This is a genomic window from Alteromonas salexigens, assembly GCF_025628895.1.
In the GTDB taxonomy this organism is placed as follows: Bacteria; Pseudomonadota; Gammaproteobacteria; order Enterobacterales; family Alteromonadaceae; genus Alteromonas; species Alteromonas salexigens.
The window spans coordinates 411,535-436,160 of the sequence record NZ_JAOTJC010000006.1; the positions used below are offsets into that span (position 1 = coordinate 411,535).

Here is a 24,626-nt window from a genome sequence, read left to right on the forward strand (position 1 = left end):
ACATATGTATCGTGTTTGTCTAGAATTATACAAATGAGTTATCTGTCAGAGTCTGGAAGGTGAGAACGTGGAAAAGCAACGCACAAATAGTCAGGCCCTCGTGTCTAAAGCCTATCGAAATGCCTGCAAAGACTTTGGGCTCACGGATGCAGAGGCTGCCGCAATAGTAGGAAAGACCCGTGCGACATTAACAAATGGGAGGGGCTTTAACGAAAGCAGTAAAGAGCATGAAATTCAGGTGCTGTTTATCCGCTTATACCGGGCGTTATACGCCATTCTGGGTGGCGACAAAGCAGCGATGAAGCATTGGTTTACTACGGCCAATAAGCACCTGCGTGGCGTACCTAAAGATCTTGTGAAAAGAATTTCAGGTTTGGTAAACGTTAATGAGTACCTGGATGCCATGAGAGCGAAAATATGACGCCACGAGAGGTAGTGGAGAAGTTTGGCCAGCATGGTGAGTATGCGGGTAGCATATGGCGAATAGTAGAAACCCAGGAAGAGGCGGCCACGTATGGGTTGGTGGACGATCTGGAAGAGCACGCTCTGCTAGAAGATATTATAGATAACTTTAAACCACCGTATCCTGATGAAGCATATGGTCGCCATTACCTTATAAGTACGCCGTTTCGTTATCCCCCGCTCAACCACGGCTCCCGGTTCGGAACCCGCCATGAACCCAGTTATTACTATGCCAGTGAGGAGATCAGCACCTGTCTTGCTGAAGCGGCATTTTACCGGTTCGTCTTTTTTGACGGAATGGAAGCGCCTTTTCCTCATAAAGTACATTCAGATCACCAGCTATTTTCTGTCACCGCGGTAACAGCGAGTGCCTCAGATATGACTACGGTAAACGATCCGGTGGCGTTAAGTCAGTTAACCAGTGAAAAAAGTTACTCATTTACGCAGGCGGTAGGGGAAATTTCAAGGGAGGCCGGGACACAGCTTATCCGTTACTATTCTGCGCGGTGCGATCAAGGGGTTAACGTGGCGATAGACAACCCGGCAGTGATAGTCTCTTCCCAGCCCGAACAGGTTACACCGGTTCTGTGTGAAGTCTTGCCGGAGGCTAAGGTTCTGCGGTTCTCACTGCCTAAAGAGTTCCCGGTTACCTTCCGAATTGAACAGTTTTTGGTGGAAGGTGCATTGCCTTACCCGGCCAGCTAATGTACTTAAGGGTAGGGCGTGAGGACTATCGTAAAGGCTGGCCCTGCGATTAATTCCAGCTGTCTAAATAGTTCTGCAAGCTGGCTTCAGATAGCTCTCCCATATGACTGTCAGATAAACTTCCGTCAGGATTAAAAAAGAGAGTTGTAGGCAGACCATATGCACCCACTGCCTGGGCTGCGCTTCCTGAAATGTCGAAATAGACATTATCCAGTTCAACACCTTGTTGCTGAAGAAACTTACGCGCGGTGGCAGGAGATTCTTTTTGGTTAATAAAAACAAAAGTGACATCGCGCCGTTGGGCCTGCGCATTCTCCAGCACAGGCATTTCCCGCCGACAAGGCGGGCACCAGGAAGCCCAGAAATTAACCACAACAGGTTTGTCGGACAGTTGAGGCAAACTTACCGGCTCTCCATGTCGATTAACGACCTCAATTGAGGAATACGTTGTGGTGCTAGACAGCAGGGTGTTTATCACTACCAGCGGGAACAGCAACGCCACCGTGATTGCTCCTGATTTCACATAAGAGGTAACCAGCGCCTTATCGCCCCTGATTTTTACGAGTAAGGTGATAACGCCTGCCACCCAGCCAAAGCCGTGACTAAACCCACCGTCGCGAATGTCCAGCACAGACAGCAGGTTTTGCTGATAGATTTCCCAGAAAGCAATGACAAAAGAGAGGCGGGCCACTATGAAGCCGGCTATAAGAGCGGTGATGACGGCATCTTTAGCCTTCTGATGATGTTTAGATTTGCGGGTAAACAGGTGCACGGTCAAGTAAAACAGCGCAATTGCTGCCAATAACAGTGCTGTACTTGTCGCCAGTGCAAACGGGCCAATTGAAATGCTAGTCACAGAAATCCCTTATAGAAAACGAGATCGGGCATTTTACAGCATTGATATACAATGACGAGGGGAGTTAATCACCCACTAACGTTTGAATTTGGCGGCCAGTTTAGCCATGCCACCTTTACCCACGGCAGCCTGCTGGCCATAATGGCCGGGCATGTCAGGAGACTGCCAGCCCCCGGCCAGCTGCATTTCCGGTAACGTGGCGCCGTTCTCAGCCAGTGATACTGCGCCACCGACACGGCCAGAGTGCGGTGTGATTTTCTCTTTAATACCGGCAAGCCGGGCAATGCGCAACCAGGTACGATAAATACTGGAATAATGCAGCGTCGCAGCATGTTTCCCTGTAGCAGCTTCGTTGTAAGGAAGTAATGCGTGGCCCCGGTTCGCTACCCGACGAAACAAGACGCCATTATTTATACGTCTGGGATCATCAGATGGGCGAGGGCAGTCATGCCCGTGTTCATGGTTGGCTTCATTTATATACTCATCAATCATTGCCAGCGTACTGGAAGATAAATAGCGGTAGCTACCTTTACCAGTCTGGTCAGCTTTTGAGGTAAGTACCAGTAACGTATTGCTGCGCTTATTCACATGCTCCAATCGTACCCGGACTAATTCATCTGCACGCAACAGCGCATCAAACATTAGGTTAATAATAGCCAGGTCACGCATTTCCAGAAGCGTATCGGGGATCACCCGTTCATTTATTGTGTTAAGTAAATCGAGGGTTAGGGGGACTGCCTGAGCATGACTCAGCTGATACTTCTCGTTTTCAGCCAGGGATAACCGAATAAAGTCGCGCAAATAGACAGACTGAATAAGCGGGTTTGGCAGCTTAGCAATACCCAGAAATTTACTCAGCGCACTCAACCGGCGTTTAATGGTACGGTACGCGAGCGGAGACTGACAGAGTACTTCGACATAGCGCTTAATACAGTGTTCATTATTTGCCATGTTATCATCGAAGCCTGCCAGCCCGTCCTGACTGCAGAAAATAGCAAACTCGTTAAAGTCACTGACATAAGCGCGCTGGGTATTAAGTGGCAGTTTGGTAAATATGTCCTGAAAATACTCGTTCACAGCGTGTTTATATGTATGAGCAAAACCGGCTGAGACAGGAATATTTTCTGACATAACAACTACTTAACTGATGCCCTTTAGAACTTCACGCACGATAACTGGAATTATCATGCGTGAACATTTTCAACGTACTTTATGATGTATGCGGCGTGATGCTATACCGCACCACTGTCTGAATATACAGTTATCGTAAAAAGATGCAAGCCGAACGAAGTACAGGGTATAGCAAAGCCACAGTAGCGGCCTTGTTGTTTTCGGGCTGGGCTTGGTACTGGTCCGGTATAATACACGGCTTTCATTCAGGCCGCGCGGCGCTGTCTGGGTACGGTCTTTCGTAATACAGGTTCTGCGCAGCTATTAGCTACGACGGTGTGAGCCCCAAGCCTTACCAAAACGCATATCAGTAAAGGTAGTAATGAATTTCTGCAGCAATTTAACCTGAGCACCGCGTGCGATTGCGCATACGCTGGAAGCAAATCACCAGCCATGGGGACAATAGCGTACCTCGAAACACCATAGCGAGCTGCAAGGTAACAAGTAAAACCAGGAGTTGGCATCTGTGAGAATACGGAAACCTGGCACCAGAGTTACCTTACATGGCACGCAACATGGCGCAGACCAAATTAACCAACGCACAAACAACGCAGACTGTTGTGTACGAACAACAAATGCAAGTAAGGGCAGAGCTACGCGCACTTAATACTCACAAACAGTACGTATCCACCGGTAATACGACAGACAAAACATAACACACTGAAATACTGTAGCTTTATCAGAAGCTACTCTGGTCCTGCTGTACTTACTTTAATACCTTATTTAACATAATATACATTATGAGAAGTAAGCTATTGGGATGGATGAGGGCGTCTGGACGCGTCCTACCCATGCCTAGGGCTTGCTTATTGGTGTTCAGGCCTGCACATAGTGTTTCAGTGCGTATTAGGATTTTCAGTTAATTACGCAAGCTCATGGCTGTACTAAATGATATGTACGGGTTTATCTGCTTACCGTGGAGGTTCTTGCGTAGAAAGTAATAATTAATGACGCGTGAGCCAGCTCATAGCAACTACCGTTAGTGCTACATGATTAACCCTGGCTTTGCTGTGTTTATTGCAACGGTCAGACTAAGCCTTGATAACGTGGTCTCAATTTCCTTTTGTTTAAGACCATAACGCTACGTGAAATCTGACAGATTAAACGAGGTGTTGCCCGTTACATTTTACGCTGCGTACCACGGTACTGCGGCATTACGCTTCATAACTTTATTCTTTGAGTCTGGTTCTGGACAGCTTTGCAATTTATTGCCTGTCGTTATGTTGTGCGGCAATGTTACCTGAAGTTTGTAGCTTCCGGCGTTCATTACTGACTTTTTCACGTAACACGTCACTGGTTATATCTCCGCGAATTAACAGTCCCATGTAATACATGGTGTTTTGGCCTAACTTCATCGTGCCGTAAAACTTATCGCGGTCAGCTGTCAGGAATCGGTTGATTAACAGTATCCGGTTAACACAGCAGTCTTTAAGATCCTTGTTAAACGCATCCAGGTGTTTATACAGTGCCTGTTTTGCAACATCATTGTTTGCCACCGGCAGTGTTTCAACTTCCGTTTTATACTGCCTGAATGCCATCGATTTGGTTATGGCTTGATCAAATGCATTCAGGCTTGCTTCTGCCAGTGGTACTCGTATGGATGCCAGCCTGGCTTTAAGTGCAGTAAGTTCGCTGTTTTTCCAGCCTACAATACGTGCACTCGAATACACCTGATGTGCTTCGTGGACCAGGCTCTGGATCATTTCCAGTTCAGCCAGATTCTCTTCCGGCTGTTGCCATACATATTCGTTACCCAACTGTGATGCTTTTTCCACCAGAATGGCTGCTTCATTATCGGCAGCATTTCGCCGGATCATGGAGTCTGTTTGTACATTGGCTGGTTCGCAAGCTATACAACAAATAAGTATAGTTGGCATCATCAATACTTTAACAAAAGATAACGGCATTATTTAAGATTCCATTCTTTAAATAAGAGAATATCGGCAGACCTGGTTTATAAACTATTCTAAGTCCCCTGCTCTCGCCAAGGACTTTTAACCATCATTTCATTGTCGACCACTTTCAGCTACCCGATTAAGGGGCATCGACGTGCATCGGTCATTTTAATGCTTGTTCATTATACTGGTGTCCAAACGAGCCCCGTTCATAGATACTTGTTAATTAACGTTATCGTCTTTTTTATCAACTTCTTGCATTAGTTTATCTGCCAATGACTCTAATAAAGAAAGCTCTGTTTCTGTAATGGTGCGAGGTTTAACATCGATAACGCACAAGCTCCCTACTGCTTGTCCTGCGCGACTTCGTAGTGGCACGCCTGCATAGAAACGAATTCCGCGGCTTTTTAGAAATGGGTTGTTGGCGAACCTTTTATCTTTCGCGATATCTTTAATCACAAACGCACTGTTGTTTGCTACAACATGTCCACAAACAGATGTTTCCCTAGGGGACTCACCGGCCATGGCAAGGTCCTCCGGTAGACCAAAATGAGATTTCCAAAACTGCCGATCTGAATCAATAATAGACACCAGTGATATAGGTACCTTAAAGGCTTTTGCCAACGTACGTGAAATATTGTCGAATACCTCCGATGGTTCGTTAGTGAGTAAATTTAATCGGTGCACTTCCTTAATTCGTTTAGATTCGTCTTCTGGGATAGGAGCCGACTCGAAATGCGTTTCCTCAGGTACGTTCATTATCATCTGGGCACTGCTGACTGCATCCTGTATAGATGTCACCACAGTAGCTTCGGATATTTTAGTCATTCTACGTTGAAGATCATTCGCGTGGGCAGTTTGACTCCAAACACCGATTAAGCACTTCAATCCAGGACAACCGGCACTTAACCGACGACTAAGTTGCCGTGCGGGAATAAAGGCGTCAGGTGGTACTGCGGAAATGCACACCACTTTTATATCTTCCTTTCTCACTAAATCGGCGCACTCTTCTGGTAAGCTGGTTGCAGCGTGAATTTTGGTAGCGACTCCGTTCAATCGCATAGCCCATGCTAAAATTTTTGCCCCCAGTTCATCTATGTCGTCTTTTGCCGGAACTAACAACACATTGGCCGTATCTGATTCGAAACATGATTCGGGCGCGAACTCATCGCCCAGCTCTTCAAGCAGCTCAGGTGTATTTTGCAATATAAAGGTCTGTCGAATTTCAGCCAGATCACCTGAATTCCGGTCCGCCTCCGCCTCATTCAGTGCTGGTATCAATAGTTTATCGTAAAACTCCATAAACGAATTGTCTTTGATGTATTGCTGCGAGACTGTCAGCATTTCATCATAATCCATTGCCAGCATTCTCTGGTACAGCCTTTCGTGTGGTTTCAGAGCGGGAACACTTCCGAGCAAAACACTGATGAATTTCAAGCTGGGCACATAGTTACCCATTACTACAACGCACACGGTAAGTGGCGTTGATAAAAATAGTCCGACAGGCCCCCATAGCCAGGTCCAAAATACCGCTGCGACCATCAGCGCAAAGTTAGAGATTCCAGTGCTCACCCCATATAACCATGGCTCTATAACATTGTTACTGATTACTTCTAACGTCAAAAATAGTCCCAACGTCATAAACAATTTAGACCAACCGGGTTCGATAGCAAAAGCAAGCACTAGGGGGAAAAAAGCAGCAAGCCAAGGCCCTAAATAAGGAATGAACCGCAATAAAATAGCCAGTAAGCCCCATAGAAAAGCGTTTGGAACGCCAATAAAATAGAGACCAATCCCAATCGGGATCCCGTACGTAGCATTGACTAATAATTGCATGAGTAGATAACGTGATACACGCTTCGCAGCATCATCTATTGCCTCAGTCGCCATATTCAGGCGCCCGCCGCTGATGAGTTGGATTACTCTTTCCCGTAAATCTTCACGCTGAAATAAGATCGCTATAACAAAAATAGCAATAAGGGCGGTTGTGCCCAGTGGTCCAACGAATGGACCTATAATCTTCGCTGTCGATTCAATGAAGTTTTGTTTTTCAGATCGAATTTCAACTTCAATGGGCCTTGAATCCTTGGGAGGTGTTACAGTATTGCCATCATGACTCGGATGTTCTTCGGAGTCTTCAGTACGAAGCTCCTTACGCAAGTTATCTACCACATCACCCGCCCGCATTAACGGACTGTCTCCATGGTGGGTCTTATTTATCTGTCGTATTTTTCCCCGTAAGGTTTCTTCATAACGAGGGAGTTGCTCTGCTAAACTTACTACTTGGATGCTTACCGTCCATGCAATCGCAGTAATGATACTGAACGCAATGGCTATAGTAGCAATTATGGCGACCACTCTATGCACGCCATATCTTTGTAGACGAGTGACTAAGGGCGCTAGTAAGAAGGCCAACATGACGGCCACTGCAACGGGCATGATTACTACTTTTGCAAGGTATAAAATTGCAATGGCAGCCGTTAAACCCAATGTAGTTATCAAAAACGTTTGATCTGCGGCTTGGGGGCGGGTTGTTTTCACTTAGTATGCTTCCTTCAGAAGCGTTTGCACGTTTCCGGGCGCACTGTTACCGCTGCAGACGTTTATACTCGCTATCAGTCCACTTCTGATTCTTAGCTTATCAATGGTGACAAGTAGCATGTCGACCCTCGTTGCAAAGGTATGCTTACTAAAAAATTTTTAGGAGTAAAGATGCGTAAGTAAGAAAGTGTAGTTAATTCCTTGCCAGCAAAATTTCGCAGCTTCTGAAACTCGACAGGTGGTAGGTTAAGTCCACCTATATTCATCTGTAGAGTCTACCAACTCTGTTTCTTCACAAACCATTCTCTCCCCGCGGCTATTACCTGTAAGTATTTCAACTATCCAATGCCCTTTACCCTTACCGCTATAAAAACCAGTAGGTTGTGATATCACTTTTTCTAATAACTTTACTCTGTTCCCACTTTTAGAGAAAAACCTCTCATCACCAGTTATCATGCAATTTCAACCTTGAGATGGCCTCACGGACTTATACTTTAGTCTAAAATTTATTCGCTGTCATACTATCTAGGTGAGTTTTATTGAGGAACTAACCTGAACCAATACTAAGGAAGTCATCATATACGTTCTGCTGCACCCACAATGAATAGCTATAAGACCACAGACTAGCCTATGCGCTCATAATCTGGACGGATTCATGACTAAAAATAGGTCTCGTTTATAGCATCGTGAATTGTGAGCAGACCTAGTTGAATATCATCGATAACATCATGCAGCACATCCTGTTTTAATTCGGAAGTGTCGAGGTTGCTCAGTTCATTGCGAACATTGGCAATCCTGGTTTGCACTGCTTTCGGGTTAGGTAACTCTTTTAAGCATTTTTCTAATTGGCTTAAACCATGACTTAGTGAGCGAGGAAAGGTTTCTTTCTTCAATAGAAAGTTAAGGATATCTTCCCGTTTAATGCGTAACCGCATTTCCTGTCGGTACATCTGATAGGCAGTCAGCGACTTCAACACGCCCATCCATTGGATATTTTCGAAGGCGGTATGATCCTCTGATAAACCCGGTATCAGTGAGGCTGAGCGCACATCAATTATACGGGTAGTCATATCCGTCCGTTCGAGGTGCCTGCCGAGCCGCAGAAAGGCGTAGGCCTGATCACGATTCATGGTTCCGCCTACCAATCCGGTGATGGTTTGATTGCCGGTGATGACCCGGCTCAAGCAGTCAAAGCGGTGGCGACGAGTCAACACACTCTGGCCATCGTTTTTTGCCTGCGCATGTAAATTATTAATCAGCTCCCAGGCTTCAGATGGAATGATTTCCCTGACAATCCGTGCGTTCTCGCGCGCCATAGCCAGCGTATTGATAATAGAACTTGGGTTCGACGTGTCTGTGACCATAAAGCGAATAACACTTTTTTCATCGGCAGTTTCGTATTGCTCATAAAACGTGTCACGAAATGACAGTATATCGATGATGGGTTCCCAGCCTAACGTCACGCTTTTTGGCAAGTCCAGTAACAAGTGCGTGTTAACCTGAATGAGTCGGGCCGTATTTTCCGCACGTTCAAGATAACGGGCCATCCAGTATATGTGATTAGCTACGCGTGAAAGCATGTCAGACCTCCGAGTCCACAATCCAGGTGTCTTTACTCCCACCACCTTGCGAAGAATTTACCACCGTCGAGCCTTTGCGCATTGCCACCCGTGTCAAACCACCGGTGGTGACAGTGATTTTACTGCCAGACAAAATAAACGGCCGCAAATCGAGATGTCGTGCTTCAGCTTTGGTATCGATAAGCGTGGGCGCCGTCGATAAAAGAAGCATGGGTTGCGCTACATAATTACGGGGATCTCTGCGGATCAGCCGAACAAATTTGTCTCGTTCAGCTTTGGTGGCATGCGGGCCAATTAGCATGCCGTAGCCTCCCGACTCGTTGGCGGGCTTCACCACCATGTCGGCGATATTGTCGATTACATAGTCCCGCTCTTCTTTATTAATACACTTATAGGTGGGTACATTAGGCAGCAGTGGCTCTTCATTCAGGTAATAACGAATAATATCAGGTACAAAGGCGTACACGACTTTGTCGTCTGCCACCCCTGCCCCGGGCGCATTTGCCAGCGCGACATTACCCGCTTTCCAGGCCCGTAATAATCCGGGTACGCCCAGCATGGAGTCTTCCCGAAAGGCTTCCGGGTCGATAAACGCGTCGTCTATGCGCCGGTAAATCACATCTACCTGTGCCAGGCCCGCTACGGTACGCATAAATACTTTATCGTTTTCGTCGACCACTAAATCAGTACCCACGACCAGCTCCGCGCCCATTTGCTGAGCAAGGTATGCGTGTTCAAAGTAGGCGGAATTATAAATACCTGGTGTCAGTACCACTATCTCAGGTTGCTCAATCTGGCGGGGGGAAAGCTCACATAACATGTTGTAAAGATCAGAGGGATAATCATCCACGGGCAGGATGTTGTATTTGCCGAACAGCTCAGGGAAAACGCGTTTCATGACGTGACGGTTCTCAAGCATATACGACACACCAGAGGGTACCCGCAGATTGTCTTCTAGCACATATACCGTACCGTGATGGTCGCGAACTAAATCTGAGCCACAAATGTGCGCCCATACCCCATGCGGAGGCTGTATGCCCCGGCACTCTGGCAGATAATTTTTAGACTGGGTGAGTATAGACTCAGGGATGATATTGTCTTTAATAACGTGCTGCTCATTGTACAGGTCGTTTATGAACATATTGAGTGCTTTGACCCGTTGCTTCAGACCTTTTTCAATTTCTGTCCACTCTTGTTTATGAATAATGCGGGGAATAATGTCGAACGGCCAGGCCCGATCGATAGAGCCTTCTTCTTCACTGTAAACCGTAAAGGTGATCCCCATAACCTGAATGGCAGTGGTTGCCGCCAGTTTGTAATCGAGCAGCTCTCCGTCGCTCAGTGAACGCAGATATTGGCATAGTGCGTCCGCAGCCGGTCTGGCCTTATTTCTGCCGGCTATCAACTCATCATAAAATGGCCCCGTTTTATAACTCCCCCATCGTATCGCCATTACCATGCCCTTCCGTTGCTGACCATTTCTTATACATCTATACGCGGATAATGGGTAAAAAGCAATCAAGGAAATTAGCAACAATCTGCTAAAATTGCGTTGCGCATCAACGTCACAGCCGCCATGCTATATCAGAAGCTGTATTTCACAGGAAAGGCTGATAGTGACGTATTGTTTGGCAATAAAAGTAAATAAAGGCGTGGTTTTCGCCTCTGACTCGCGCACTAACGCGGGCGTGGACTACATTGCGACGTACAGCAAAATGACGCGCTTTGTTTGGCCTGGAGAGCGGGTAATTGTATTACTTACATCCGGTAGCCTGGCAACATCGCAGGCGGTGGTTAATGCGATCAACCGAGATCTGGAAAATACTGACAGCGAATTCACCTTGCGTAGTGGCAAACATTTGCATCAGGTTGCTGAATATGTCGGAAAGCTCAGTCAGCAAGAGCAACAGCGCCATGAAAAAGCCATGGAAAAAAGCGGTCACAGCGCTGAATCCAGCTTTATCCTGGGCGGACAAATTGCCGGACGGCCGCCGGAAATTTTCATGATCTATCCGCAGGGCAATTTTGTTTCTACGTCAAATGAAACCCCCTACCTGCAAATAGGCGAAAACAAATATGGCAAGCCGATCTTGGACCGAATTATATCGCCCGCCACCTCGCTGGAAGACGCTGCGCGCTGTGCTATTGTCTCGCTGGACTCTACTATTCGCAGTAATATTTCAGTGGGTCCGCCTATTGAGCTTGCCATGATCAATACCAATGCGCTGGAAGCGCCGTTTCATATGACCCTGACCATGAACAGCCCTATGTACAAGTCATTGCAAAAACAATGGACACAAGGACTAAAACGCACATTTAACCGGCTTCCCCGGTTTGAATGGGAGAAATCTTAGCGGTGCTGTTCAATGAGGTTGTGAATAAAGCGTAGTTTTCCAAGGGCATCGGGTGGAATGGTAAAAGGATAGGCATCATCTAAGCCCATGCTTCTGTTTAATGCATTTAGCACGGTAGTTAGCCGACACCAGTCAGCGTAAAGTCGGTCGAAATCAATACCACGGGTTTTATCAACCGGATCCACAACTTCATTGGTTTCAAGGCTCACGCCATATTGTGCAGCGGTGTCCAGGGTGTCGATGATGTGCAGATAATGGGCCCAGGATTCAGCCCAGTCTTCCCATGAATGGGCGCTGGCATAGGCGCTGATAAACTGCGACTCCCAGTCCATAGGTGGACCGCTCTCATAGTATCGTTGCAGCGAGGCCGTGTAATCTTCTCGTTCGTCACCAAACAGCTCGCGATACGTATTCAGATAAACGCTGCCTCTGATAAGCCACTCCCAGTAAAAATGGCCGGACTCATGTCTGAAATGCCCGATTAACGTGCGGTAGCGTTCATTCATTTGCTCGCGCATCATGACGCGGGAACTGTCTTCCGCTTCCTTGAGGTTCAGTGTGATCATACCGTTACTGTGACCGGTAACAACGGTCGATTTTACTGTGAGTTCCTGGCCATACTCGTCTTCCTCAACGTCCTCCAGAAACTCAAACCGCAGGTTAGGTTTATTACTACGCTGTTCCCATATTGGTAAGCCCAGAGACATAAGCGTAAACAACAGCCGTCGCTTGGCCTGTTCCATTCGAAACCATAGCTGCATATTGTGCGGCCGGGACAAATCGGGGATGGTTTTAGTCAGGGAGCAGGAGTGGCATAGCGACTGTTGGCTACCCTCCTCCACTACCCAGTTGCAGATGTGGTGATTTAAATAATTAGTACACGGCCAGTAACGTAGCCCGTTAACGTGTGATACCCAGGCACCGTCTGCCGCATTATCAAAAGAAGAAATGGCGACGATTTCTGGAACAAACCCCAGTGCACGGTTACATGACAGGCACTTGGTGTTGGCAAAGTAAACGGTGTTGCCACATTGACAGGTAAAGTTCTTCACAATTAAACCACCAACTTGCGGGTACTCTGTCTGTTATACGTGGTAATGCGTCCGCCTACAATGACGATTTTGTGGCTGCTGTGGAATGCTCTGCCCGTTTGCGGTTACCTGCACAGCGTTTGGAGCAGTAACGAACGCTTTCCCAGCTTTTTTCCCATTTCTTACGCCAGCTAAACGGGCGTTGGCAGACGGGGCAGATTTTTTCAGGCAGGTCAGACTTCTTCATCTTTTGACAGCTTTTGCAAAAATATAGCCGCAGATGTGCGGGTGGCGTCTAACTTTTCTTGCGTCATTTTATCGTAGGTACGATACATCATCGCCATACGGTGGTTACTGCGAAGTTTGTCTTCATGTTCGTCTATGAAACGCCAGTACAGATAATTGAATGGGCAGGCATCGTCACCTACCTTCTTCGTGACTTTATACCCACAGTTTTTACAATAGTCGGACATTTTGTTGATATAACTGCCACTGGAAATATAGGGTTTGCTTGCCAGGTTTCCGCCGTCCGCAAATAACACCATACCCGCCACATTCGGCAACTCAACCCACTCATAGGCATCGGCATACACCAATAAATACCACTCCTGCACTTCCTGGGGAGACAAACCGGTAAGCTGGCAGAAGTTGCCCAGTACCATCAGGCGTTGAATGTGATGAGCATAGGCATTGTCGCGGGTTTCTTTTATACACTGCCTTAGACAATTCATGTTGGTTTCGCCGGTCCAGAAAAATGCCGGTAATTTACGATGGTGATTAAAAAAATTCTCTGATTTTAATTGCGGCATAAAGTGCCAGTAGAACCCGCGCACAAACTCCCGCCAGCCAAGGACTTGGCGGATAAAGCCTTCTGCAGAATTTAGTGGTGCGCCGTCGTTATAATAAGCATTCTGCGCGCGCTCAATGACCTCTTTGGGCATCAGTAAACCGCAGTTTATGTAGAACGAAATATGCGAGTGATACAGCCACGGCTTCCCCTCTACCATGGCGTCCTGATATTTGCCGAATGTCGGCAGTCGTTCATTGATAAAGGTGTCGAGCACCTCTAACGCCTGTTCTCGGGTTACTGCAAAGTAGAAATTTTTCGTATCGCCGAAGTGATCGGGAAAATGTTGTTCAACCAGTTCAATAACATCGCGGGTAATAGGATCTGGATTAAACGTACAAGGTGCGGGAACCTGTTCCGAGGCGGGCATGGGCTCACGGTTTTGCGCATCATAGTTCCACTTCCCGCCCACCGGCGCATCCCCGTCCATAAGAACGTGATAGCGCTTGCGCATTTCACGATAAAAGAATTCCATCCGCAGTTGCTTGCGGCCTTTTGCCCATTGGGTGAAATCCTCTGGTGTCGAGAAAAAACGCGGATCCTCAAGCACAGTGACGGGGAAACCGAGCTGGTATTCCCACTGATACATGCTTTGCTGTAACCGGTACTCGCCCGGCTCGGTTACCATAACCTCGCTAAGCTCACTGTTTTCGCTAAGGGTGTGTTTTACCTGTTGAAGCAAGCTCCCCTGATTTTCACTGTCGTCGTAGCGACAGTAGACAACCTTAAACCCATCGCTTGTAAGTTGTTCAGCGAAATGTCGCATGGCACTGAATAAAAATGCAATTTTCAGTTTATGGTGCTTAACGTAAGTCGCTTCTTCACGCACCTCCGCTAACAGAAAAACATCACGAGATTGATCTGCCTCCTCGATGATTGGCAACGAAGCGGTAAGTTGGTCACCAAGGATAAGCCGTAAACTTGCGCTCATGAGTGACGCTACCCTTTTATGTCGCTGAATGCATCCAATGCGCGTTGCCGGCTGGCTTTCAGATCAACCAAAGGCTCAGGATAGTCTTCACCCAGGGTCAGTCCGGCTTTCTTTAGTACTTCATCTGGGGCATCCCAGGGTTTATGAATATACTTGTTGGGCAAATCAGAAAGCTCAGGGCAATAAGTTCTGACGTATTCTCCCTGCTTATCAAACTTTTCACCCTGCAGAAGCGGATTAAAAATCCTGAAGAAGGGGGCTGCGTCTGCGCCGCACCCAGCTACCCATTGCCAGCTGGCGGTATTGCTGGCGATATCTGCATCGACCAGGCAGTCCCAGAACCAACGCTCCCCCTCATGCCAGCTGATTAGCAGATTTTTAACCAGGAAAGAGCCTACCACCATGCGTACTCTGTTGTGCATATACCCGGTTTGCCATAATTCGCGCATGCCAGCATCAACAATTGGTATGCCGGTCTGACCCTGTTGCCATGCGCGCAAATCCGCGGCACTTTTACGCCAAGCAAATTTATCAAATTTGGCATTGAAGTTACGGTTTGGCAGTGTGGGAAAATGAAAAAGCAGGTAGTAACTGAACTCACGCCAGCCCAGTTCACTTAAGAACGTATCAATGTTTTTGTCTTCGTTATCGCCAAATTTGTCTTTAATGGCATACCAAATTTGATTGGGCGATATTTCTCCAAAGTGGAGATGGGGAGATAGTTTTGAGGTGCCGGCTGTGGCCGGAAAATCACGATCCTCTTTGTAACGACAAGCCGCTTCATCCATAAAGTGGGCCAGGCGGTCTGCAGCACCTTCCTCTCCGGGTGTCCAGCTTTCTGCAATGCCATCATCCCAGTTAACTTCTGGTAGCAGTGACAGACGGGCAAGCGAAGTCCCCTTGTCGGGCACGTCTGCGTAAGTGATCCTTGCCGGCGGTGCCTTGGGATAACGTGGCGGTGCGGCGTTCAGGCAACCTTTACGGTAATAAGGCGTAAATACTTTGTATGCCCCACCGTCCTTTTTGCTGATGGACATAGGCTCCCATAACAGGCTGCCGTTACAGCTGGTTACTGCATAGCCCGATTCTTTAAGCGATGCCTTGAGCGCTTTGTCTCGGTTTATCTGCCAGGGCGCGTAGCAACGGTTCCAGAAAATACCGCTTGCTGAAAAGGCTTCCATCAACTCAGGAATGATGATTTCTGGATCACCGGAAAAGAATTGCAAATGGCCATTAAGACGCTCATTCAGACTGGTCAGAGAATGATGTAACCACCACTTTGACGCGCCTCCGGGCTCACGTCCGTTAGGGACGCTGGTGTCGTAAATGTAGATGGGGATGATCTTGCCTTCATCGCAAGCAGCATTAAGCGCAGGGTTGTCTTTTACACGAAGGTCCTGGCGGAACCACATAATGCTTACTGGTACTGACATTTTTATCCTTTTTATAGGTCTTATGACGTTTTTTTTACGTAAGTGGAGCAGACGAGATCGATTCGTCATCACAAATAACAAAAGAAGACTTCCTATGCCCACACCTTCACGCGGTTTATTCTGGTTCAGGCACGACTTACGCTTACATGACCAGGTTGCTTTGCTGGCTCTGTCCGAACAGGTCGACACGCTGCTGTGTGTATACCTTTACCCCTCTGCCCATCAAAGTAAACATTTACCGGACTCCCTGGGTGATGGCAAAAACCGAAAACGTTTTCACGATGAAACCGTTATTGCCTTGAATGAAGCATTACAAGAAGTGGGACAAACACTGTGCGTGCTACCTGGTAATGAGACACAAAAATTACAAACAATTTGTAAAGACTATGGCATTACCCATATTGGCGTGACTGATTACGGCGGCTGGAATGAACGACAGGCAGTGCAGGTGCTGGCAGGCTCCCTGCCGGGTGTGAGCTTGGTAACAGGCGAATCCTGTACCTTATTCAATCAAGAATCATTGCCCTTTCCCATTGAGGCCATGCCGAATGGCTATACAGGCTTTCGCAAAAAAATAGAGAAACACTGTAAGGTTGAGGCGCCATTAGCGCCCCCTGTAGCGCTGCCACCACCGCCCGACACTCTGCCGCAGTCAAAAATACCCTCACGGCCGGCCAGTGCCACTGACTTCAAAGGAGGCGAGCAAGCAGGACTAGACCACTTGCACCGTTACTTTGCCAATACTGACGCGCCAGCCACGTATAAGGAAACCCGTAACGCTATGGATGGGTGGTGGCCGTCTACCAAGTTTTCGCCCTGGTTGGCGCTGGGCGCTCTGTCGCCCCGGCTGATTTATAAACACCTGGCAGACTTCGAGCAAAACGTAGTCAGTAACGATTCAACCTACTGGATCTATTTCGAACTGCTCTGGCGTGAATTCTTCCATTGGTTGCAGAGAAAACACGGAACCCAATTCTTTGCCTATGCCGGCTTTAAAGACAATATTCCTGACAGTCATTACAACATTGAAGTGATCAAGCGCTGGTGTTACGGAGAAACCGGTTACGACATTGTAGATGCCTGCATGCGACAACTAAACGCAACGGGCTATATGTCTAATCGCGGTCGCCAGTTAGTTGCCAGCTGCCTGGTACACGAACTGAATCAGGACTGGCGTGCCGGAGCGGCATACTTTGAGCGCCAGCTGATTGACTACGATGTGGGCAGCAACTGGGGGAACTGGCTTTATTTGGCTGGTGTTGGCAGTGATCCGCGCGGGCATCGCAAATTTAACCTGAAAAAACAAACTGACACTTACGATCCTGATGGCACATTCCGAAACAAATGGCTGAAGCAATAGCGCCTGCCACTAACTAGCGGTTCTGATCTTTCAGCCATTCATTTAATAGCCGGATCTGACCACATTTATAAGCAGCGTACGTAAGGCGTAACGAGTTCGACAGCACTTCAGAGTCACTCCAGCCGGTTTTTTCACGGATTTCTTCGTGACAACGCATAGCGTCCTGTGTCACATAGCCGCGCACCATCTTTTTCCCTGCTGCCTTCTGACGCTCACGAAAGCGCTTTTGTTTTTCGGCATTTACCGAGGCTGACACGGTGTTTTTATTAGTCATAGTTAAGCATTCCTCTACTGTAAAGCCAGTGTAGCACGGACAAATTATCATAAAAATTACTGTTCAGAGTTGTTTAGCGTACAAGTGTTCGCTAAATTAGCCGCGTCAATTCTTTCAACTAATTGAGAAACGAATGTCAGATAAACAAAACAGTTTTAATCGTGAAGACTTATTAGCCTGTAGCCGGGGGGAAATGTTTGGTCCCGGTAACAGCCAGTTACCCGCCCCTAACATGCTGATGATGGATCGGGTAGTAAGCATTACTGAAGATGGCGGCGAGCATGGTAAAGGCGAGATCGTCGCAGAACTGGATATCCAGCCAGACCTGTGGTTTTTCGATTGTCACTTCCCTGGTGACCCGGTTATGCCAGGGTGCCTTGGACTGGATGCAATGTGGCAACTCGTTGGCTTCTTCCTGGGCTGGAGTGGTGGTCCGGGCAAAGGACGCGCACTGGGTGTGGGTGAAGTGAAATTTACCGGCCAAATTCTGCCTACCGCTAAGAAAGTTACCTATCGAATTACTATGAAGCGCGTAGTGAAGAGAAGACTGTTCATGGGGCTTGCTGACGGCACTGTAGAAGTAGATGGTCGCGTTATCTATACCGCCAAAGACCTTAAAGTGGGCTTGTTCCAGGATACGTCTAACTTCTGATTTGGCGCATGGCGCTGGCCATTCCATCAAGACCAAAAAAGCCCCTTAAAGGGGCTTTTTTAATGAACATAACTTGAAAGAGATGAACCTATTTGACGGTGAATCCGAGTTGTCTGTCTTCTACCGCTTCGCGCCATCCTCCTAACCACTGCGATCTCGCATCAAATTGCTGAAATGGACAAAGCTCCTTTGAACGACCACTGATTCCTGCCTGATACCCTTTTTGATGGGCGCGGGTCAATTTATCTCTTTTTTGTCTTTTCATTGATTAGCCTCTTGTCTTGGTTAACGTACACCGATAATTCCGAGACCGCTGATAGCAAACAATAGGAAAGTAGCGCCTGGAAAATTATCGTGCACTATTATGTGATAGTGCACACCCGGAAAGGGTTCAAGTTTTTTTATTCGCGTAGTTACTTGACAAAAAGTAAGTTCATGACTGGAAATGATTTTTAATATTACACTTTTTTTGCATAATTATTACGTTACACAAAACAAAAGCACATAAAAAAGCCGCTCATGAAAGCGGCTGGTAGGCATATTTAACTGCGCCGGCGTCTGAATACGGCCAGTCCGGTCACTAACATGGCCCAAAGTGGAGAAATTGACGCTCCCTGACGTTCATAACTTTCCTCATCTTCATCACAGTTTTCGATGGTGCCGTTGGCCTGAGGGGATAGTTTTAACGCGACTATTCTGTCTCTTTCCACCGTCTCGCCATCGTTGTTAATGATGTCATTGCCGGTAATGTAGGTGTCGTTAACTTTGATCCGGGCATTCACGACAATTTCATTGTTGTCGTTAATATCCACCGCATCTACCAGCGTGTAAGGACTGTCGCAGCCAATCAGTTCGTTAAGGTTCGTGAACTCTTCAGTGTCAATGTTGTACATAAACGCATGTGTCTCGCGCAACGCATCTGTACTGGACTCCACATCTGCACTACCTACCACTATATTGTTGTTGTTAATGGCTTTGGCATCGACGCCTGCACTTTTGAAGAATCCCTGTGGGTATTTGGCATCGCCCGTATCTAGATTGTATACAAACAGACGCTGGCGAGCGATGGAGTTGGGTGCACGCAGCACAAACCCGGTTACCCAACCATTATCATTAATTGCCACCGCTTCACTTTGCAGGTTTTCGTCGCGGGGTAATAACTCGGTGGTTGCCCCATCGTCATAGGCTACTGCCACTTTTTCCAGTTCGAGCTGGGCGCGCTGAGAGCCCGGGCGGGTAATCGCTATGCCTTCGCCCGTCAACGCCGTCCCCACGGCCACACCCTGGTTATTGATGTCATAAGCACGGGCGTAGTAGCCATTTTCATCGTCTTCTTCAGGCTCGAACAGCAGCGGGAAAGTTTCAGTGCTAATTACGTCGCCATTGGCATCTAGCTGCCAAATATGAGGCAGGTTTACGGCTGAACTGAACCCGCTACCAGAACGAACAGCGAAGTAACACAACTCAAGAGGACGGTCGCCCCGGGTTTCTTCGTCATCACAGGTTTCAATGCTGGATTGCACTGACGCAGGAAAGCTTACCGAACCGTAGCCAGCAACCTGCAAATTCTGATTAATCGCAAATGCGTGACTTTTACCACCAAGCAAGTCATTGACAGGCGGCAAGCGTTTCGTCGTGCCATTAACCTGAACAAACGCCTGATCGTCTAATTCAGTGAATGTGTAATTTATATCGTTGCCATCTTCATTGGTATACACCAGCTCTTTGGTGATCCCTTCTGACGTGCCGACAATGTAGTCGCCGGCCAGGCTATCCCGGGCAAGAGTATCAACCGACTGTGTGTAGTCATCAAACTTTTCGGTTACCTCATCAAAGCCAGGTACTAAATTAAACTCTGTGGTATCGGTGACAAAGCTTCGGAACTCTGCCAGCTCCTGACCGACCGTACTCCCACGAATACTCAGCAGATAATTCACCACAATGGTGTAGTCAGTGTCGCTGAAAATGCCGGCTTTGACGTCGTCTTCACTTTCTAAAGGAAAACGCGCATTACCATACAGGCCCGTGTCTTCCAGTTGCTCTACATCGATGGGCGGATTATATTCAAATCGGGTGGTCGCCAGCATGAAGCCATTATTATCAATACCGGTGGCGAATACGTTTTTCGCTTCCTCATTAACAGGAAGTGGCGTTACAGAGTACGTAGCGGCGGCCGCAGATACACTGCCAGTCGCCAAAAGGACGGCTGCGGCAAGCTGAGTTCGTTTCATTTAAAATCCTATTTACTGCTGATTATCTTCCAGCATGCTTTCTAATTCATCCCAGCGCGCATATTTCTGGGAAAGTTCATTTTCAATGTCATTAAGCTGTGCCAGCAATGGCGCAGTGACCTCGTTGTCCTGCCTGAAAAAATCCGGATCGTTAACTTTTTCCTGCAACTCACCTAATGTGAGCTCCAGGTTTTCAATGTCGGCGGGCAACGATTCCAGTTCACGCTGATCTTTATATGATAACTTTTTCGTCTTACGGGGAGAAGACTTAGCACTAGGACTGTCACTCGCAGAATTAGTTTCATTCTTTGCGCTTTCCTGTGCAGCTTTACGTTGGGTGTCCCGTTCTTTGTCGCGCTGCTGATACCACCGTTCAACATCGGTGAAGCCACCCACAAATTCACGTAACTGCCCTGCCCCTTCAAACACCAAACAGCTGTTAGCCACATTATCCACAAACTCGCGGTCGTGACTCACCAGTAATACGGTCCCCTCATAGTTATTTAACAGGGTCTCCAGCATTTCCAGTGTTTCTACATCAAGGTCGTTAGTAGGCTCATCGAGTACCAGCACATTACTGGGTTTGAGCATCAGTTTCGCCAGCATAAGACGGTTTTTTTCACCACCTGATAGTGACTTAACCGGCGCATTTACCCGCTCAGGGGAGAACAGGTAATCCTGCAGGTAACTCATGACGTGGCGGGGGTGACCATTAACAGTGAGATCCCGCTTTCCATCCGCGACAGCGTCAATCACTGACTTTTCAAGATCCAGACCCAGCCGGTGTTGGTCGAAATACGCCACCTCAAGGTTAGTCCCTTGCCGACAATGTCCGGCGTCTGCCGCTAGCTGCCCTAACAAGAGCTTTATCAGGGTGCTCTTACCGCTACCATTAGGACCTATCAGTGCCAGTTTATCCCCACGCATAACGTTAAGGTTTAAATGCCTGACGATTGGTTTACCTTCAATAGCGTAACTTAAATCGTTAACTTCAAAGACCATTTTACCGGAGCGTGCGCCCTGGTGTTGCGCAACTACTGCTGAGCCCATCAGATCGCGGCGCGCCTGGCGGGCTTCGCGCAATTTCTTGAGCGCCCTTACCCGTCCTTCGTTCCGGGTACGACGGGCTTTAATGCCTTGCCTGATCCAGACTTCTTCCTGAGCAAGCTTGCGATCAAACTCCGCATTCTGGCTCGCTTCAACTTCCAGGTCGTGTTGTTTTTTATTTAAATAGGTTTCGTAATTGCCCGGATAACTGGTCAGTTGTCCCCGGTCGAGATCCACAATGCGGGTAGCCATGTTGCGGATAAACGCCCGGTCATGGCTGACAAAGACGATGGCGCCTTTAAAGTGCACCAGACTTTGCTCAAGCCAGCGGATCATCTCAATATCGAGGTGGTTCGTGGGTTCATCAAGCAGCAAAAGATCGGGCTGTCTGACTAATGCCCTGGCCAACGCAGCTTTTCTGCGCCAGCCACCGGAAAGCGTAGACAAGGACGCATCCGCATCCAGCTTCAGCATAGTTAATGTTTGTTCAATTTGCTGCTCAAATTGCCAGGCATCCCGGGTTTCCAGTTCTTCCTGGAGCTTTTGCAGGCGTTTAAGATTAAGCTCACTGGGGTCGTCTGCTACCAAACGGGTTTGGTGATAATAGTCCTTAATCGTGTCGCCGACATCAGCGAGCCCCTCGGCTACGTAGTCAAACAAACTGATTTCGGTGGTTTGCGGCGGATCCTGCTCAAGGCGGGCAATAATAGTATTACCCTCGATAATTCGCTGGCCATCGTCGGCAATAATATCGCCGGCAATAACTTTCATTAAGGTTGATTTACCACTGCCATTGCGACCAACCAGACAGACTCGTTCGCCGGGCTGAACCAGAAATTCCACGCCATCGAGTAACGGGGGATCGCCAAAAATCACAGTAATATTCTTTAACTGCAGAATGCTCACTGAAAAAACGTCTCCAAATCGTCGGTAGTGAATGGCCAGCCAATTTCCTGACCGGTGTCGGCGCGTTTGAGTACCGGAATGCGGGCACAATACAGATGATACCAGTCTGTGTTATCACGCACGTTACACATTTCAACTTCCAGTTTCTCAGCGCCTTTAACCTGAGACAAAGCGTGCTGTGCTAAGTCACACAAGCTACACTGCAGTCCGGTGAAAAACTGCACCTTCATAATTGTAAAATCCAGCATTTGTGAACAGGTGATTGCTTAACGAAATCTTCAGGAATGGTTCGACTGGTAATCTCTTCTACATTCAGACCCAGTGCCGATAATGCCTGATTATCCAGCTTGAAGCCTTTCCGGTTGTTCGAGAAGATAATCGTACCAGCCGGGCGCAGACACGCGACGGCATCTGTAATCAACGCAACATGGTCCCGTTGCACATCCCAGGTATTCTGCATACGTTTCGAGTTAGAAAATGACGGGGGATCGATGAAAATCAGGTCATATTTGCCGTCATGCTGATTTAACCAGCTGGTACAGTCAGCCTGCACAAAGGCATATGCGCCGGAGAGTTTATTGCGGGCAAAGTTTTGTCGGGCCCAGTCGAGATAGGTTTTAGACATATCTACGGTGGTGACCGAACGCGCCTGCCCCATTGCCGCAAATACCGACACGCTGCCTGTGTATGCGAATAAATTCAACACGTCTTTACCCTTAGCACGATCCTTCACCATTTGGCGGGTATCGCGGTGGTCAAGAAACAGGCCTGTATCCAGATAATCGGTAGGGTTCACAATGAATGTGGCGCCATTTTCGTGCACTTCAATTGTGTTACCTTGCTGCGCCATTTTTTCGTATTGCTTAGTGCCCTTTTGCTGACTACGCACTTTTAACGCAATTTTCTTTGAAGATACACCTGTTACCGCGGGCAAGTGTAACAGCACTTCCTGTAATCGCCGCCGGGCTTTGTCTTCTGAAACGGTTTTCGGCGGTGCATACTCCTGTACCACCAACCAGTCAGCATAACGATCAATGGCCACGTTATAGTCGGGCAAGTCGGCATCATAAATACGATAACAATCCGTATTCTGCTTCTTCAGCCAGCTCTTACGCTTTTTAAGGTTTTTCCGTAAACGGTTTGCAAATTCATGGTTTTCAGCCTCATCACCGAACTGTTCACAATTGGCGTCGTCCAGCTGATAGTTCACCAGGCGGCATTCCAGTTTACCGTTATTCATCGCGTAGTCTTTTGCAGCCCGCAACTTCATAACCCGCAGTAAATCCCGGTTGCTGCTGAGCAAGGTGACATGCCAGTCTTTCCACGCTTCTTTAAAGCGTTTACCCCACGCTGAGAAAAGCGGGATAAGGTCCGTCAGCTCGCCCAGTCGTTCACCATAGGGCGGATTTGTTACCACAAAACCAGGGGACTTGGTGGGTGGCGATGCTTTGGTTGCATCCTGAACGCTGAATTGAATGGCGTCATAGACGCCCGCCAAATCGGCATTCTTACGCGCGATTCCAATAAGTTTACGACTTATGTCTGCCGCCACAATAGTGCCCTCTGCAGGCCGTTGGGCTGCGAGTGCCTCGTCTACCAAAGAGTCCCACAGCGTTGGGTTATGTCCCAGCCATTGGTTAAACCCCCAGTATTCCCGTTTCATGCCCGGTGCAATATTGCGAGCTATGTAGGCCGCTTCAATAGCGATGGTGCCTGAGCCACACATGATATCAACTAAGGGCGCCGTGGGGGTCTGCGCCCAGCCACTACGCATCAGCATCGCGCAGGCGATGTGTTCTTTGAGGGGAGCATCACCGGTATCCTGACGATACGCCCGTTGATGCAGACTGCTACCAGACAGGTCAATACCGATTAATGCCGTTTCCCGTTGCAGCCGAACGTACACAGGAACATCCGGTTGCCGCTTTTCAACGCTGGGGCGAGGCTGGCCCTGTTCGACAAAGTGATCGACAATCGCATCTTTGACTTTGACGGCGCCGAACTGGCTGTTATTTATCGCCCGATTAGTACCTACAAATTGTACCGACAACGTATGTTTACTGGAAAGGTGCATCTGCCAGTCTATTTCGCTGGCGGTGTCATACAGCGCGTCAGCGTCGCCTGCTTTGCCGGTATTGAGTAGCCATATAACCCGGTTGGCCAGACGTGACCATAAACAAAGCGTATAAGCCTGTTCCAGAGTACCTGAAAACTGCATTGCGCCCGGTGACATTTTAATTTCCACACCAGGGCATAAGGTTTCAATTTCGCTTTTTAACAGTTCGTCCAGGCCACGACTGGTCGTGACTAATATTGTATTCATAATGTTCCTGAGTTAAGCCGCCATAAGG

21 protein-coding genes are annotated in these 24,626 nt (G+C 47.9%); 5 read left to right on the forward strand and 16 right to left on the reverse strand.

Features of this window, described 5'->3' with window-relative positions; genetic code table 11:
* The first annotated feature begins 67 nt into the window (after positions 1-67).
* Both OCL06_RS05990 and OCL06_RS05995 read left to right on the forward strand, forming a co-directional pair.
* Complete coding sequence (locus OCL06_RS05990) at positions 68-421, forward strand: MbcA/ParS/Xre antitoxin family protein (protein ID WP_262992826.1); 354 nt, start codon at positions 68-70, stop codon at positions 419-421.
* Positions 418-1,167 (forward strand): RES family NAD+ phosphorylase, encoded by a 750-nt coding sequence (locus OCL06_RS05995; protein ID WP_262992827.1) that lies wholly within the window; start codon positions 418-420, stop codon positions 1,165-1,167. Before OCL06_RS05990 ends, OCL06_RS05995 begins: the two co-directional genes overlap by 4 nt.
* A gap of 49 nt (positions 1,168-1,216) precedes the next feature.
* Here OCL06_RS05995 and OCL06_RS06000 read toward each other — a convergent pair whose 3' ends face one another.
* From OCL06_RS06000 to OCL06_RS06025, 6 genes are all read right to left on the reverse strand, one after another.
* On the reverse strand, positions 1,217-2,023 hold the full coding sequence (locus OCL06_RS06000; RefSeq protein ID WP_262992828.1) for a TlpA disulfide reductase family protein: 807 nt from the start codon (positions 2,021-2,023) through the stop codon (positions 1,217-1,219).
* A gap of 75 nt (positions 2,024-2,098) precedes the next feature.
* Positions 2,099-3,154, reverse strand: a complete 1,056-nt coding sequence (locus OCL06_RS06005) for a tyrosine-type recombinase/integrase (RefSeq protein ID WP_262992829.1) — start codon at positions 3,152-3,154, stop codon at positions 2,099-2,101.
* Positions 3,155-4,398: 1,244 nt separating this feature from the next.
* Entirely contained in the window at positions 4,399-5,010 is a 612-nt protein-coding gene (locus tag OCL06_RS06010; protein ID WP_262992830.1) for a hypothetical protein, read from the reverse strand.
* Positions 5,011-5,310: 300 nt separating this feature from the next.
* Entirely contained in the window at positions 5,311-7,629 is a 2,319-nt protein-coding gene (locus tag OCL06_RS06015; protein WP_262992831.1) for an AI-2E family transporter, read from the reverse strand.
* Between the two features lie 659 nt (positions 7,630-8,288).
* Positions 8,289-9,209: an alpha-E domain-containing protein gene (locus tag OCL06_RS06020; RefSeq protein WP_262992832.1), complete on the reverse strand. Its 921-nt coding sequence runs from the start codon at positions 9,207-9,209 to the stop codon at positions 8,289-8,291.
* A gap of 1 nt (position 9,210) precedes the next feature.
* Positions 9,211-10,662, reverse strand: a complete 1,452-nt coding sequence (locus tag OCL06_RS06025) for a circularly permuted type 2 ATP-grasp protein (protein ID WP_262992833.1) — start codon at positions 10,660-10,662, stop codon at positions 9,211-9,213.
* Positions 10,663-10,825: 163 nt separating this feature from the next.
* Here OCL06_RS06025 and OCL06_RS06030 point away from each other — a divergent pair, with 163 nt between their 5' ends.
* A complete protein-coding gene (locus tag OCL06_RS06030) occupies positions 10,826-11,563 on the forward strand; it encodes a proteasome-type protease (RefSeq protein ID WP_262992834.1) in 738 nt (245 codons plus the stop codon).
* Here OCL06_RS06030 and OCL06_RS06035 read toward each other — a convergent pair.
* Genes OCL06_RS06035 through OCL06_RS06050 form a run of 4 tightly spaced genes read right to left on the reverse strand, consistent with a single transcriptional unit; the run spans position 11,560 to position 15,805 of the window.
* Positions 11,560-12,615: a zinc-binding metallopeptidase family protein gene (locus OCL06_RS06035; protein WP_262992835.1), complete on the reverse strand. Its 1,056-nt coding sequence runs from the start codon at positions 12,613-12,615 to the stop codon at positions 11,560-11,562. The genes OCL06_RS06030 and OCL06_RS06035 overlap by 4 nt on opposite strands.
* 55 nt (positions 12,616-12,670) lie before the next feature.
* On the reverse strand, positions 12,671-12,841 hold the full coding sequence (locus OCL06_RS06040; RefSeq protein WP_262992836.1) for a DUF2256 domain-containing protein: 171 nt from the start codon (positions 12,839-12,841) through the stop codon (positions 12,671-12,673).
* Positions 12,828-14,372, reverse strand: coding sequence for a cryptochrome/photolyase family protein (locus tag OCL06_RS06045; RefSeq protein WP_262992837.1), 1,545 nt, complete (start codon positions 14,370-14,372; stop codon positions 12,828-12,830). The genes OCL06_RS06040 and OCL06_RS06045 overlap by 14 nt, the downstream gene beginning before the upstream one ends.
* Positions 14,373-14,380: 8 nt before the next feature.
* On the reverse strand, positions 14,381-15,805 hold the full coding sequence (locus OCL06_RS06050) for a cryptochrome/photolyase family protein (protein WP_262992838.1): 1,425 nt from the start codon (positions 15,803-15,805) through the stop codon (positions 14,381-14,383).
* Positions 15,806-15,899: 94 nt separating this feature from the next.
* Between OCL06_RS06050 and OCL06_RS06055 the strand changes: the two genes are divergently transcribed.
* Positions 15,900-17,165: a DASH family cryptochrome gene (locus OCL06_RS06055; RefSeq protein ID WP_262992839.1), complete on the forward strand. Its 1,266-nt coding sequence runs from the start codon at positions 15,900-15,902 to the stop codon at positions 17,163-17,165.
* 13 nt (positions 17,166-17,178) lie between these two features.
* On the opposite strand, the gene OCL06_RS06060 is transcribed toward OCL06_RS06055, so the two are convergent.
* Positions 17,179-17,439, reverse strand: a complete 261-nt coding sequence (locus OCL06_RS06060; RefSeq protein ID WP_262992840.1) for a hypothetical protein — start codon at positions 17,437-17,439, stop codon at positions 17,179-17,181.
* Between the two features lie 133 nt (positions 17,440-17,572).
* Between OCL06_RS06060 and fabA the strand changes: the two genes are divergently transcribed.
* Complete coding sequence (gene fabA / locus OCL06_RS06065) at positions 17,573-18,091, forward strand: bifunctional 3-hydroxydecanoyl-ACP dehydratase/trans-2-decenoyl-ACP isomerase (RefSeq protein WP_262992841.1); 519 nt, start codon at positions 17,573-17,575, stop codon at positions 18,089-18,091.
* Between the two features lie 88 nt (positions 18,092-18,179).
* Here the strand turns inward: fabA and rmf are convergent, their stop codons facing one another.
* The 5 genes from rmf to rlmKL form a co-directional block, all read right to left on the reverse strand.
* Positions 18,180-18,356 (reverse strand): ribosome modulation factor, encoded by a 177-nt coding sequence (gene rmf, locus OCL06_RS06070; protein WP_262992842.1) that lies wholly within the window; start codon positions 18,354-18,356, stop codon positions 18,180-18,182.
* A 277-nt stretch (positions 18,357-18,633) separates the two neighbouring features.
* Entirely contained in the window at positions 18,634-20,322 is a 1,689-nt protein-coding gene (locus OCL06_RS06075) for a DUF3466 family protein (protein WP_262992843.1), read from the reverse strand.
* Between the two features lie 12 nt (positions 20,323-20,334).
* Positions 20,335-22,275, reverse strand: a complete 1,941-nt coding sequence (gene uup, locus OCL06_RS06080; protein ID WP_262992844.1) for an ATP-binding cassette ATPase Uup — start codon at positions 22,273-22,275, stop codon at positions 20,335-20,337.
* Entirely contained in the window at positions 22,272-22,505 is a 234-nt protein-coding gene (locus OCL06_RS06085; RefSeq protein WP_262992845.1) for a glutaredoxin family protein, read from the reverse strand. Before OCL06_RS06085 ends, uup begins: the two co-directional genes overlap by 4 nt.
* On the reverse strand, positions 22,502-24,598 hold the full coding sequence (gene rlmKL / locus OCL06_RS06090) for a bifunctional 23S rRNA (guanine(2069)-N(7))-methyltransferase RlmK/23S rRNA (guanine(2445)-N(2))-methyltransferase RlmL (RefSeq protein ID WP_262992846.1): 2,097 nt from the start codon (positions 24,596-24,598) through the stop codon (positions 22,502-22,504). Before rlmKL ends, OCL06_RS06085 begins: the two co-directional genes overlap by 4 nt.
* Between the last annotated feature and the right edge of the window lie 28 nt (positions 24,599-24,626).